The sequence below is a fragment of the Clostridium akagii DSM 12554 genome (genome assembly GCF_000686725.1).
GTDB lineage: Bacteria > Bacillota > Clostridia > Clostridiales > Clostridiaceae > Clostridium_I > Clostridium_I akagii.
Genome location: NZ_JMLK01000022.1, coordinates 47,867 through 61,320, shown reverse-complemented (window position 1 = coordinate 61,320; position 13,454 = coordinate 47,867). Strand labels below are relative to the sequence as shown.

Here is a 13,454-nt window from a genome sequence, read left to right as displayed (position 1 = left end):
TTATGTTATGGAACGTTATTATTAAAAGTTTAGCTTTTCCAAAACAAAACGAATAATAAAATGCAAGTGAAGGGTTGATATACGTAAGTTTGTGGATGGAGTACTGTTCGGAAAGTTACTATTAAAAGGTTACAATAAAAGGAACGTTAGCATTTATGAAACACTTTTTAAGCAGTGATATATAAGGTGTTTACGTGCGTTATAGGCACGTATATTAACAAATATTGCATATACAAAAACATATGCAATTCAATTAATGGTATTGCATAGAAAATCAAAGTAATTTATAGGAATTTCAAGTTTGATTTTCCTAATTTTAAAACAAATTATCCTGGTAAAAAGACAAGCAATCAACTGAGAAGGGCAATTATAACTTAAAATCAGTTTTGGCTATTTACATAATTGGTGAAAATAAATGTTATGTTTATATTTAAGTATCAGAACGAACGTTTTTAGAACTATATTAAAAGCCTTAAAAACAGCTTGTTTATGAGTGGTTTTTAGTTCCAAAACTATTACCAAAAACAACGATAAAGTACCCTTTATGGTACTTTCTTTTGGTTATAATTGGCTTAAAGGGGGTAAAAACTTTAACTTATATCCAATTTTTGTCTTAGCGTGGGTTTTGTCGGAAATGTTGGCGACATCCCTTATAAAAAATAAAGAAGTTGATATAATTGTTTTAGATATGCATTTGCTTAATACAACAAAATATAAGGATATGAAAGGTATAGAAGGTTTAATTGTTGATTTGATACTACAGCTACTAAGTTATATGGCAGAGGATGAACGTACAAGAATAAAAGAAAGACAAAAGGAAGGCATTAGCATTGCTATGAAAAAAGAAATCAAATTTGGACGAAAAAAAATACATATTGATGAAAACTTTAAAGCTGTTTATAGGAAGTGGAAGCAAGGTAATATAACTGATGTAAAAGCTATGGAGCTTGTTTCCATGAAAAATAATACTTTTTATAGAAGAGTTAAAGAATATGAATCACTTTGAAAATATTTAAAAAATTCCTTGGATAATTTGTCTATTCCACCTTTTCGGGGGGGATGGGCAAAAACACCCATACCCATACTCATAATCACTTATATTCCTAAGATTGAAGATATTTTTTAATTCATGTTGGTGTGATTCAGAGAAATATTGTCGAGAGTCCTATATGATCAATTCCCAAATGAAAAGCTTAAAAAGCCACATAATGGACATAAAATCCACTATGTGGCTTGGTTTTGCACGTATGTAGGCTTTACTCGTAGTTACAAAAAGTTAGAGATAATCTAGTTAGTTTGACACACCAGCATGGAAAAGATAAAATATTTTCCCCCATGTGTTTGGTCCAACAATTCCATCAGCACTTATAGGTTGATAAGTGCCAGTATTCCAACCGATTGGGCTTGAAGTAGCGTTTTGAGCAGCTATTACAGCTGCTTCTGTTTGAGAACCAAAATAGCCATCTTCAGATACATTATACCCGCAATTTCTTAACTCGTACTGAAGCGTATGAACAAGTTGATTATAACTATTACTTGGATAAAGTGTTGGATATGAGTTAGCAACGGTAGACCATCTAGCATAATACATTGATGTAGTAAAACTATATGACGCAGTTTCTATAGTTCTAGGTATAGTAGGCGTTTTACTAGCACTAGTTGTATTACTTGTAGCAATTGTTTTAGTAGTAGTACTAGCATTGCTTGTACTAGTTTTAGTTGCAGCAAAAACTGGTGTTGAAGACATTATTACAGTAGCTAAAACTCCTAAAGTTAATAATTTCATTTTTAACTTTTTCATTTTTAAATCCCCCTTTAAATTTTCACTCAAATGTATTATATATCAAAATTTACAAATATGTTGTCGAACTGTGTCAATTTTTAAAAATATATGATATTATTTTAATTGATAATATATTTACCAATTAAAATAAGGTCGTTTTATAAAAAAAATTAAAAATTTTGCTCTTATTTTATTATTTATTGTAATATCGTCACTAAATAGTAATGTTTATGCACAAAGTAGTAGTACCACCATTCCCGCGTCTTCTACTATTACCTTAATTATTACATGCAAAAATAATAGTATTGATAGCAATGTAGAGAAAGTTGTATCTAATTCAGGAGGACAAGTCCTTTCAGAAATATCTGAATTAGGTGCTACAGAAGTAAAATGTAGTCCTAGTTTAATACCTGCAATTCAAGGTCATTCAATTGTTGAATCAATATCACTAAATCATATAATTAAATTGCAACAAACAAAACAAGGTTCTTTTACTGATTACTCAAAAGTTGATACAAAAAAAGCTGATTTATATAATTAATATCAATGGGATATAAAACAGGTTACAAACAATGGTAAAAGCTTGAATTTGCAATCTGGAAATCACAATGTTGTTGTAGGTATTATTGATACTGGCGTTGATGAAAATCATCCAGATTTGGGTTAATACCAGCCAACGTGTCACCAGGGGCAAAGTAAATCATTAACGTGGATTTTAGGGATTCCCAATGTTACATAACTCATTTGAGTAACATTGGGAATCCCTATTTAACAACGATTTTCAGTATTTTACATGAAAAGGCTAAATTGAATGTTACTTAATGATAAGAATTAGTAGCATTATGTAATATATTCTCTGCTTTGCCCCTGGTTACAGAGATGCTGGTACTAGGCCATCTTGTCGAAGGTGGTTGCTTCCAACGATTTCCGTCTTAACGTTGTAAATCCGTATTTTGTTGTTGGGACCCATACTAAAAGAAATCATACAACTGGAATTATAAACAAAAGTTAGTAGCATGCAATCTATTAAGCTTAATAGATTGCATGCTACTAACTTTTGTTTATAATTGAAATAATGTGTTTTGTGTCGGTTTAACTTGCTGTATCCCAAATACTAAAATAAATAAACAGGCAACATAAAATTTATTTACTTTGATTTTAAATTTTATCAAAAGATAAGTACATTATCACAGCATATTTTGTTTTAATAAAAATAAATATGTAGGAGCCTATGATATTAGTTATAAATTGATGAATAACCAAAAAATAGGATTTCTAATTTTCCCCATGTATATGGACCTGCAACTCCATCTGCACTTATTGATTGCAAACCATACCCTTTATAACTATTATATGTAGCATTTTGTAAAGCTTTTACGGCAGCTACTGTTGCAGCTCCATAGTAACCATCTGGGGTTCCACAATTATAACCTACTTGATTTAAATGCGTTTGTAGAACTTCAACCCATCCACTAGAATCATGGCTACTACTTGGATAAATCGTTGGGTATTGTCCCATGTTTTGGTTGTGATAATAAGACCAGCAACCATAATAATTTGATGAATTGTAATACGGTGCTGCTTCTACTTTAACTGTTTTAGAAATCTGAGGAAGTAGCAATGAGCTTGTACCTATTGTTACAAATGCAAGTAACAATATAAAAATTTTTTTCAATGAAAGTATTTTTTTCATTTATTTTCCTCCCTTTTATAATATAAATTTTGGTTTAAATGTATTATATATTATAGATAAACCAATTACAATCTATTATAGATAAATATAATTATAATAATAAAATATACCATTCTGTTGTTTAAATCTAAAAATAGCATTTATTTTTACCATTTTTTAGATTATACTGTTTGTTTTTTAAGATTATTTCTTTAAAATCTAAATTTTGTTGTACACTTTAATAATATGGGTTTCACAAAATAGTATTAGTTCACAATTAATAAAATAAGCATGAAGTCTTAATTTATAAGGTTTCATGCTTATTTTATTATAAGTTTCCTTCAATTTTAAAATATCGAATTTATGGACATAGGTTGCATAATGTGTAACATCTCTCTTATTTATATATTACTAGACAAAGAAGGGGGAAATATTTTGAATGAATTAGGGGATATAGTGATAAAAGCACAAAATGGTGACAGTAACTGTATGTTTAATATTATTGAAAAGTTCTTGCCATTAATTAAAAAGTATAGTAGAAAATTAAATTATGATGGTGCAGATAGTGATCTAATGGTAAGCATCATAGACATTGTAAAAAGTATACCAGTTAATAAAAGCTTAAGATTTGAAGAAGATAAATATATAGTTGGATATATAAATACATCTATTAAACATAAATACATACATCTTTTAAGCATAAATATAAGTATATTGAAGGCAGAAGGAGAGCTATATTTGGACACATTTTGGAATTACGAATATAAAGACAATGAAAATGCAATAGATGACCATATACTTTTATTAAATATATTAGACAAATTACCATTACATCAAAAGAATATCATTAAAGAAATTTTTTTTTATAATTTTTCAGAAGTGGAATTATCTGAAAAATTAAATGTATCTAGACAGGCTATAAATAGAACTAAAAATAGGGCATTGAAAAATCTAAGAAAATTTGCTATTGAATAACGGAGTGAATAGAAATGGAAAATATTTTGTTTAAATTAGCAACATCCCAAGGCATATGGGCCACATTATCTATAATGTTGGTATTTTATATATTAAAAACACAGGAAAAGAGGGATTTGAAACAGGAACTTAGAGAAAAAAATTATCAAAAAATTATTTTAAAGTTAACAAAGGAATTCGAACTTATAGAAGACATACAAAAAAACATTACTGAAATTAGAAATAACATAGATAATAGAAACTAAACTAAACTAATTTAAAAATACAGAGGGGATTAACATGATAGCAGAAATAGGAACTCAAGTATTACCAATAATAACAAACAGTATCATTTCTATACTAGGTATAATTATTGCAGTTATATGTTCCTATATAATTAATTTTATCAAATTGAAAAACAATCAAATAATTAAAGATATCGGTGTATCTCAATATAATTCAGATAAAACATTAGCGTTAGATATATGGAATATAGTTGAGGAATATTTCAGAGTAAATCAATCAATTGAAAATCTTATTGAAAATAAAATCAAGCTATTTAATAATGAGTTAAAAAAGAAATGCCCATATTTAACACAAGAACAAATTGATTTTTTAAGACAATCAATTGCTGGTGAATTTAATAAATGCAAGAGTCAGATATGAATGCAGATAATTAAAAGACTTAAGAATAAATATTAATTGTCGATATTAAAAAATTTTTTTAATAAAAATCAAAATCTGTGTATATTTATTTTTATATACAGGTTTACAATTACAACTTTTTTTCCCCTGTAGTATATGTAAATAAAAATAAGGAAAGAGGTTTTATAAAATGGATCAAATGGTTTTAGAAGTTCAATCATGGTTAAATACCACTTATAGTGGTAATGCAAATTACACATCAATAAAAGTAGATGGAATAACCGGAGGAACAACAGTAGCAGCATTAATAACAGCTCTTCAAATTGAAATTGGTATTTCATCACCTGATGGAGTTTTTGGACCTCAGATGCTGTCAACATGTCCAACATTATCGAGTACAAGTACTTCAAAAAATGAGATTTGTATTCTTCAGGGTGCATTATATTGTAAAGGGTATAATCCAAATGGTATTGATGGTACATATGGGAATGGAGTTATTACTGCTATTAAGAAGTTTCAATCTGATGCAGGATTAACAACACAAACTGGAATTACAACTCCTATGATTTTTCAAGCTATATTAAATACAGATGCATATACATTAATTTCTGGTGGAGATTCCAATATTAGAACTATTCAACAAAATCTTAATCGTGATTATAACAGTATAATTGGGTTAATACCTTCTAATGGAGTATATTCAAAGTCAACTAATGTAGCATTAATAAAGGCACTTCAGCATGAACAAGGAAACTCTGTAGATGGTTTATGGGGTACAAATACAATGAATGCATGTCCAACAATCCCCGGAACTAAAGCTACAAAAAACTTTATCTTATTACTTCAGTACTCCTTATATTGTAATGGGTATAATCCAAATGGTTTCGATGGTCTATTTGGTAATGGATTAAAGACAGCAATAACAGAATTTCAAGCGTTTGTAGGATTAACCGCTGACGGTTATGCAGGACCTCAAGTATGGGCATCACTTTTAGTAAGTACTGGTGATAAAACTAGAAAAGGTACTGCATGTGATTGTTCAACAACTATCACAGCAGCAATGGCTGCAACACTTAAATCTAATGGATATCAAATAGTGGGAAGATACCTTACTGGAAAATACGCAATGACATCATCAGAATTACAAACTATATTTTCTAATGGATTAAAGGTATTCCCAATATTTGAATATGGGGCAGGCTTACTTGATTTTTTACCAGCACAAGGTGCAGCAAATGCATCTATAGCAAGTGTAGCTGCTACGTATCTTGGATTTAAAGATGGAACAACAATTTATTTTGCTGTTGATTTTGATGCATTAGATTCAGATGTTACAGATTTTATTATTCCATATTTTGAAGCTATTAGTAATGCATTTGCTACTAATAATAATAAGTATTCAATAGGTATCTATGGTCCTAGAAATGTTTGTAGCCGTGTTGCTGCTGCTGGATATTCAGTTCATAGTTTTGCTTGTGATATGTCTACTGGATTCAGCGGAAACCTTGGATATAAGCTTCCATCTGATTGGTCATTTGATCAAATTGCAACTATTACTATTGGTAGTGGAGCAGGTGCAATAGAAATTGATAACGACATTTGTCATGGAACTGACTTGGGTGTTAGTAGTGTTACGTCACCTGCAGTTATAATAGATGCAGTGAATAGTACAGGATTAGCTAAGCTGCTAAAGGAGACATTTGATGCTGCTGGAGATCCTATACAATTAGTAAATACAGCTAATGTAAAAGTTAATTTAGAATTTTCACTTGGAGCTAGTGAAGGAAATGGTTCTAGTACACTAAAATTCAAAAATGGTGAATTTGAAGATGCAACAGTTCAAACAGCATTTGAAGGTATTTCAGCAGGATTAAGTGCAACTGGAGCTGCAGAGTTAACGACAACATTAGCTAAACTAGGTAATACCGAATTATCAATTCAGTTATCTTATACTGCTAATTCTATAACAATATCAATTGAAACCGAAACAACAGAAGAAATAGATGGAATATTATCTGAAGAAGTATCTATAATTCAAACGTTAACCATTGAATTATCATTTAATTTAAGTGACACGGGTGATTTGTTAGTACAAGATGCTAAAGATGTTGCAAGTTCCATAGAAATTGAAGTGGAAAAATATCCAGTATTAGAAGTTGTAGTTGTACTAGCCGTAATTGCTGGAGTACTATCAGGCGCTTTGGAAGTAGGTTTTCTCGTAGCACTAATTGCATAGGTAATGTATATTGTTATAAAAATAATATGTGAGTTAGTTAAGACAATATAACTTTTATATTATAAAAGAAACATATCCTAGTTAAAATCAATAGGGTATGTTTTTTTTAATTGTAAACCAGTGTTCTTAACAATACTATTCAGAAAAAGTTTCTCAACTTCAAATGATTTAAAAGACCTCATAGGAATAAATATATCATTTTTAGTACTAGTTCTAATCCAAAGAAAACTATCTATTAAGTATAAATCTTTTATGGATACCCATTTATAATTTTTTTCAGCTAAATCAGTAATTGACTTTAAGCCATATTCATTAATAATTATTTTAGTAGGTTCAAAAAAGTCAGTATATTTTTCAGTTGAATAAATATTTTTTATTTTTTTTCTAAATTCATGTAATATATATTTTTTTCTAAATAATAATATAATAATCCATATAATAAAAATAGTAAGGAGGTTATATTTGTTTTTGCTGAGAATAATAGTAAGTATGCTCAGCAAAAACATGGTAATTGTAATAATATTAATTAAATGTTTATACTGCTTAGTTTCAGTAATGTTCCTCATTTTAAAATCTAAGAAATCTTCTTTTGAAACAGTAAAATTTATCTCCATAATAAAAACTCCAATCTAATATATTATTTAATTCTGCAACAAATATTTACCAATAATTATTATACTACAATATTAATACTTAAAACATATGGTAAATTGTAAACTTTTCTAGTCGTAACTAGTTCCACACAATATGAATTGTGTGGAATTGGATAAATAAGCGTAAAATCTTAATTTATAAGGCTTTACGCTTATTTTTTTTCTATATAAAGGTTAAAATTGCAAAAATGAGTTCCACATATTATACTTGCATCAATATTATGTAGAGTTAAAACATACGTTAAATGTTTATATATAAGGTGTTGTGGTACTATATTGGCAATTGTTATTCATAATGTTTGTCAAAGCACACCACAATTTTTTTATTCCTATGTTTATACATTTATGTTATAGTTTAATTCAAGATAACTATTGTATTTATTTGGATTAAATACTTAATTTGTGAGTATCAGAAATATTATAGATCTGTGACATTATTGGTATGTAGGAGCCATAATAAAATAAGGAGTTAAAATATTTTGGAATTTAAAAATTTTAGCAATATACTAACACTTTCTTTTGGAGTTATTTCTACAATTGTAACATTGGTTGGATTATCCGCTATTTTTATATCTATAAATATGCAGCAGAACATTCAAAAATTAAGAGATATATACTGGCTGATTTTCAATTTTTCAAGAACTCCTAATGAATTCAATAACCTTGGAAATGAAAGAGAATTGTACAAGCTATTTTTTCAATATAAGCATATCTATAATAATAAAAGTCACTCTACTAAAACTATATTGTATTTAGTTTTGTTTTCATTAAATATAGTAATAGCAATATTCATAGCAATCTTATATTTTATTAAGCCACCAGTATCGAACAATTCAGAGTATGCTGTTGCCGTTATACTTGTTATTATAATTAGTATTGTACTAATATTTTTCATGTATATATTTTGGATGCTCAATAATACAGAAAAATCAAGTGAATTGCCTCCTCCAAAACAATTATTATCAGGTTCTCCTAAAAAAGATATAAATACGTTACTAATTGCAGGACAATTTATGAAATTAAAAATAATTAGGTGGGACCATAAGAATACATATCAGTTAATGGTTGGGTTTCCGTTACCATTTACAAATATTAAAATTACTAATGAAATATATTTTGGAATGGATGATGTAAAATTAGAAGAAGACTATTATTCAAATATATTAATATTGCCGACCGCTAGTATTAATGGAGAAAGAAACATTTCACATATGTATTCCCCATTTGAGGGTCTAAATGATTATTATTGGTATAATGTCTCCACTGGTATAAAAATACCTAAGGACAGAGATTATATGAGGGTAGAATTAGATTTAATAAATGATGATAATGAAGATGATATAAGTGTTTATTATGAATATATTAAAATACAGGACTTGTATAAAGAGTATAAAGATTCACATGACCCACTTAATACGGTTATTAAGTTTCCAGAGAAAGTTACTATAACAAACACTCATGCTACATTGAGAGGGAACACAACAAGAGAACTCGCAATAGATATGATTTATGGGGGAGTTGAAGATTTAGACATTTAGACATAGAAAACAGTAAAGAATTTTGATTTTAATGCTGTATATTATAAATTGAAGGAAAAGTTTCTAAAAAGGCTATTTTATCTATACACCTTTTTTATTTGAGCCATTTATTGCATCCAATTTAGGTTTTAGACAGATATAATTTAAAGGGTAATAAACAAAACACTTGCTGAAAATAGCAGGTGTTTTAATTTCGTAGGTATTATAGAATTATTAATAACATGCCTATGAGCCTTTAAATTAGATTTAGAAGCATATAGTACAAAGACGCTTAAGACGTAGTTGCAACATTATAGAACCAAGCCAAAATTGGACTGGTTAAGTATTCATCATGATAACTAGTGCTATTTATAATTAGTAGGGCATAGGTACAATATGCATATTATATGGTAGTAACTTGAAATTACTAGGGTAACCATAAAATTATGGGGGCTGGAAAGTAAGCATATCAAATTTCAAAGATTTGCTACCATTTTAAAAAGGAACCTAAAGTATTGTAACAGATGAAGATAAGATGATAGAATAAAATATATTAAAATCGGTGTTTAAGCAGTCAAAATTATATTTAAGAGCCTAGTGGGATTAAATTCTCAGTAGGATTTATTTTTTGTTATTAATAGTATTTTAATAAACATTTTGTAAAATATAAAAATCACGATAAAGTAATAATAAAATACAGTCGAGGGCTTGGTATAGCTTGATTTGCTAGTGGAATACTGTTTGAAATATTACTATGTAGGTTATCTAAAAGGAGCAACAACTTTAATTCATAATAAAAATAATAAATTTGGTATAGGAATGATGCAATTTCAAACAAAAGGTACCTGGAAGCAAAGGCAAATAAAATTAAATATTATTTACCTAGAAGCAACCAATCCAAAGTAACTCCTAAGGAGTTTGCAAGAGCAACAACTTCGTAGTCAGATACGAATCTATCACCTGATTCAATTCTTGAAATAGATATTCTATCAAGCTTAATATCCATAAAATCAAGTTTTGCCGCTAAATTTTCTTGAGTTAGAGCAGGTTTGTTCATCTTACGAGCTTCTTTAACTCTAGCTCCAATTATATTTTTACTTCCTTTATACCAATAAATTTTCAAAATAATACACCGTCCTATGTGCTAAAGGTTAACTTTTTATGTTGATTTTACATTTTTATACTGCTATAATGTTGCTAAAGATGAACATTTTGGCAACGCATAAAATTTGTTTGGGATGTGATTTTACGAAAAATTCGGCGGATAAATTAAAAATTGAAATGAGAATAGAACTTTTAAGAGATAAACTTAATAAGTGCATTGATAATAATTCATTTAGTATTGTCAATGAAGAAATCTTAAATATAAGCGAAGAGCTTGATATGATAATAATAGAATATATTAAAGACAGGTAAATATTATAGAAAATGATTAATAATAGATTCAGAATAATATTTCCTTTCATTAAAGAGCGAAATGGTGTTTAAAGGATTATTTTATATATAGTTATACGTTAATAGAACAGTATTAAAATTTTTTGTCATTGTTACTACAATTTCTTATGTTTTTTAATTAGCATCACAAAATTCTCCATTTCTCTAAAGAACTTGGTTCCTACATTCTATCACACTTATGGAAAATCAGATTTAAATAGGAAGTACCTAAGGCTGAAAAATTGCTTCTTGAGATTTTATATCAGTAATTGTTATAGGAAATAAATATTTATACTATAGCTATAAAAAATTACCGATTAAAGTAGAGTTTAATACACCAGATGCAATCAAATTAAATTTGTTTGTTTAGGGTTATATTTATAGTTCATAAATATATGTTTTTTGTGAAAAAAATTCAATACAATATATGTCAAAAATAGGAAAGAACATATAGTCTTGGTAATTCGTCTTTTAAGAATAATGATATTTACTCCGTCCGTCGATTATCTACCTCCTTATGTAATCAAAAAATCCATAATATGGACTAATACCAGCATAGCTGCTGTGTGATGAAAATTAAGAATTAGAATCCAGTGAAATGGACTATTAATGCTGTACTTGTTTAGTATGTTTTTAAATATATTCTTCCCAAATTGCAAGTGTATCAAAGGCTTATATTATTGTATATTAATGCTTTACTTTGCACTTTATGATACGGATGCAGGTACTATGCTATATATTAAATGTTTTATCATATTGCCCGAATGTGGTACCGTAGATTAATTGTTAAGTGAAATAGGAAAGGACTATGAATAACGATTGTCTATGTGTATTTTACCATTAGATAGAAAAAATTTGTCGTTAAATATATTATATTTAATACACAGTTCGACACAATAGATTGAACATATGGGATATAATACTAAATATAGACAAGCTTGCTATAATAATATTTATATATGATATACCATATATAAACAAAGGAGTGTTTAAATTGGAAATTGTAAAATCATCTAATTCTATTAAAATGAAATCCATACAAAAATTTTATTTATGTGCACTAATGGCATTCGTTTTTACAGCTATTACTGTCATTTCTGGAGCTACAAATGTACATGCAGATACTTGGTCAGTAACATTACCAGCAGCTAAATTTACTGCATCAGAAAACGGTTATTATTGCACTAACTCTAACTCCGGAAGAATATCATTAACTCGTATAGTAAATGGACCATCCTATGATGTAGCCGCTCAGATGGTTAATTCAAATGGTGAGCCTAGGACTAATGAAGTAGATGTTCATCAAGGTAGTGGATATAAAAATTTTCCCAATAGCTCTATGAGTTATTCATATTACTATAATTTAATTGTATTGAATCAAACTTTTGAAGTAAGTTCTAGATCGGCATATGGATATATAGACATAAATTCTACAAACTAGTTATATATTTGGATAACTTCACTGTTAAAAAAATAGCATTAATATGCGTATTTTGTTGATGTTATCCTTATTTCACTAGAAAATTATAGAATTTTTAGATATTATATAAGTGTTGAGAAATACAAGGTAAAAAGATATATCAATAAATGGTATTGCTTTTTACCTTGTTTATTAGTAAGTAAATATATTATACAATAATATATAAATTTTTATTAAGAAGAGGAATGAGATATGATAAAAAGCCAATTAAAAAAAGCAATTTTAAGTAAAAAATTTTTAATTATTATTTTCATAGGAATACTAATTCACATTTTAGGTGGGTACAATGAAATTCATAAATATCTTTTTTTTGATTATAGTAGTGCTGATATTCAAACACCACAACTTCAAGCAAAATCTAGATTGATGGTTAAAAATGGACTTAATATGTATTCAGTTTGGTTTGATTCATTACTATTATATACACCTTTTATGCCAATAATGGCTGCGCTGCCGTTTTCATTATCATATCTAGATGATGTTAAAAATGGTATGATAAAATACATTGATGTAAGAATTAATCATAAAAAATATTTAGTTGCAAAATTACTTACTAATGGATTGGCAGGGGGTATAGCTGTTTCATTCCCAACAATTATTTTAACAATAATTGTAAAAATATTTTTTGGTGGAAGTATAGATACCTTTTGGGCAAAAGGTATTTATGGAGGATTTTTTTCAAAGTTACTTATATATAATTTTAATTTATATGTAATAGTACATATATTTATTGAATTTATGTTTGGTTTTGCATATGCTGGTATTGCATTAGCAGTATCTTCATTTATAAAAAATACAATTGCAGTAATGATTTCTCCATTTTTATTTTGGATTGGAGGAGATTTAATATTGCAATCTTTTGGAATACAGTCGTATTTACCTACAGTAATAAACCAGTTCTATCTACTACCTACAGTAACTTTTAATGAAATCATAATTGAACTTGGATGTATTACATTATTTTTTTCTGCTATATTTATTTTTAAATCGCGAAAGAAGAATATTTATGAATAATAACTTGAAAAAATGTACGATCTTTAACTTAATTAAATTAAATTTACAAGTATGTAAAATTTCAAA

The 13,454-nt window shown here is 27.9% G+C and carries 13 protein-coding genes; 9 read left to right on the top strand and 4 right to left on the bottom strand.

Annotated elements, in window-relative coordinates; genetic code table 11:
- Nucleotides 1–634: 634 nt before the first annotated feature.
- The gene (locus BR66_RS23775) at nt 635–1,006 is read left to right on the top strand and encodes a recombinase family protein (protein ID WP_084156507.1); all 372 of its coding nucleotides are present in this window, start codon (nt 635–637) and stop codon (nt 1,004–1,006) included.
- A 285-nt stretch (nt 1,007–1,291) separates the two neighbouring features.
- On the opposite strand, the gene BR66_RS23770 is transcribed toward BR66_RS23775, so the two are convergent.
- On the bottom strand, nt 1,292–1,801 hold the full coding sequence (locus tag BR66_RS23770; RefSeq protein ID WP_035796167.1) for a peptidoglycan-binding domain-containing protein: 510 nt from the start codon (nt 1,799–1,801) through the stop codon (nt 1,292–1,294).
- Nucleotides 1,802–3,020: 1,219 nt separating this feature from the next.
- On the bottom strand, nt 3,021–3,476 hold the full coding sequence (locus BR66_RS26440; protein ID WP_026883217.1) for a peptidoglycan-binding domain-containing protein: 456 nt from the start codon (nt 3,474–3,476) through the stop codon (nt 3,021–3,023).
- Nucleotides 3,477–3,890: 414 nt separating this feature from the next.
- On the opposite strand from BR66_RS26440, the gene BR66_RS0112355 reads away from it, so the two are divergent.
- The 4 genes from BR66_RS0112355 to BR66_RS23765 all read left to right on the top strand — a co-directional run bounded on the left by BR66_RS0112355 (nt 3,891) and on the right by BR66_RS23765 (nt 7,290).
- Nucleotides 3,891–4,430: a sigma-70 family RNA polymerase sigma factor gene (locus BR66_RS0112355; protein ID WP_026883216.1), complete on the top strand. Its 540-nt coding sequence runs from the start codon at nt 3,891–3,893 to the stop codon at nt 4,428–4,430.
- 14 nt (nt 4,431–4,444) lie between these two features.
- Nucleotides 4,445–4,675, top strand: coding sequence for a BhlA/UviB family holin-like peptide (locus tag BR66_RS0112350; RefSeq protein ID WP_026883215.1), 231 nt, complete (start codon nt 4,445–4,447; stop codon nt 4,673–4,675).
- A 34-nt stretch (nt 4,676–4,709) separates the two neighbouring features.
- Nucleotides 4,710–5,075, top strand: a complete 366-nt coding sequence (locus BR66_RS0112345) for a hypothetical protein (protein WP_026883214.1) — start codon at nt 4,710–4,712, stop codon at nt 5,073–5,075.
- A 169-nt stretch (nt 5,076–5,244) separates the two neighbouring features.
- Nucleotides 5,245–7,290: a glycoside hydrolase domain-containing protein gene (locus BR66_RS23765; RefSeq protein WP_051624223.1), complete on the top strand. Its 2,046-nt coding sequence runs from the start codon at nt 5,245–5,247 to the stop codon at nt 7,288–7,290.
- Nucleotides 7,291–7,367: 77 nt separating this feature from the next.
- On the opposite strand, the gene BR66_RS0112335 is transcribed toward BR66_RS23765, so the two are convergent.
- Complete coding sequence (locus BR66_RS0112335; protein WP_026883213.1) at nt 7,368–7,904, bottom strand: hypothetical protein; 537 nt, start codon at nt 7,902–7,904, stop codon at nt 7,368–7,370.
- A gap of 518 nt (nt 7,905–8,422) precedes the next feature.
- Here BR66_RS0112335 and BR66_RS0112330 point away from each other — a divergent pair.
- Nucleotides 8,423–9,481, top strand: a complete 1,059-nt coding sequence (locus tag BR66_RS0112330; protein ID WP_026883212.1) for a hypothetical protein — start codon at nt 8,423–8,425, stop codon at nt 9,479–9,481.
- An 853-nt stretch (nt 9,482–10,334) separates the two neighbouring features.
- Here the strand turns inward: BR66_RS0112330 and BR66_RS0112325 are convergent.
- Nucleotides 10,335–10,583: a helix-turn-helix domain-containing protein gene (locus BR66_RS0112325; protein ID WP_026883211.1), complete on the bottom strand. Its 249-nt coding sequence runs from the start codon at nt 10,581–10,583 to the stop codon at nt 10,335–10,337.
- An 89-nt stretch (nt 10,584–10,672) separates the two neighbouring features.
- Here BR66_RS0112325 and BR66_RS0112320 point away from each other — a divergent pair, with 89 nt between their 5' ends.
- The 3 genes from BR66_RS0112320 to BR66_RS0112310 all read left to right on the top strand — a co-directional run bounded on the left by BR66_RS0112320 (nt 10,673) and on the right by BR66_RS0112310 (nt 13,388).
- Nucleotides 10,673–10,876: an aspartyl-phosphate phosphatase Spo0E family protein gene (locus BR66_RS0112320; protein ID WP_242841156.1), complete on the top strand. Its 204-nt coding sequence runs from the start codon at nt 10,673–10,675 to the stop codon at nt 10,874–10,876.
- 1,012 nt (nt 10,877–11,888) lie between these two features.
- Nucleotides 11,889–12,335 (top strand): hypothetical protein, encoded by a 447-nt coding sequence (locus tag BR66_RS0112315; protein WP_026883209.1) that lies wholly within the window; start codon nt 11,889–11,891, stop codon nt 12,333–12,335.
- A gap of 231 nt (nt 12,336–12,566) precedes the next feature.
- Nucleotides 12,567–13,388 carry a hypothetical protein gene (locus BR66_RS0112310; RefSeq protein ID WP_026883208.1) on the top strand — a complete coding sequence of 274 codons (822 nt, stop codon included), beginning with the start codon at nt 12,567–12,569 and terminating at the stop codon, nt 13,386–13,388.
- Nucleotides 13,389–13,454: the final 66 nt, after the last annotated feature.

Coding starts and splice junctions, on each gene's coding strand:
- BR66_RS0112350 (WP_026883215.1), top strand. CDS start 4,445: ATGGAAAATATTTTGTTTAAATTAGCAACATCCCAAGGCATATGGGCC.
- BR66_RS26440 (WP_026883217.1), bottom strand. CDS start 3,476: ATGAAAAAAATACTTTCATTGAAAAAAATTTTTATATTGTTACTTGCA.
- BR66_RS23775 (WP_084156507.1), top strand. CDS start 635: ATGTTGGCGACATCCCTTATAAAAAATAAAGAAGTTGATATAATTGTT.
- BR66_RS0112345 (WP_026883214.1), top strand. CDS start 4,710: ATGATAGCAGAAATAGGAACTCAAGTATTACCAATAATAACAAACAGT.
- BR66_RS0112335 (WP_026883213.1), bottom strand. CDS start 7,904: ATGGAGATAAATTTTACTGTTTCAAAAGAAGATTTCTTAGATTTTAAA.
- BR66_RS23770 (WP_035796167.1), bottom strand. CDS start 1,801: ATGAAAAAGTTAAAAATGAAATTATTAACTTTAGGAGTTTTAGCTACT.
- BR66_RS23765 (WP_051624223.1), top strand. CDS start 5,245: ATGGATCAAATGGTTTTAGAAGTTCAATCATGGTTAAATACCACTTAT.
- BR66_RS0112310 (WP_026883208.1), top strand. CDS start 12,567: ATGATAAAAAGCCAATTAAAAAAAGCAATTTTAAGTAAAAAATTTTTA.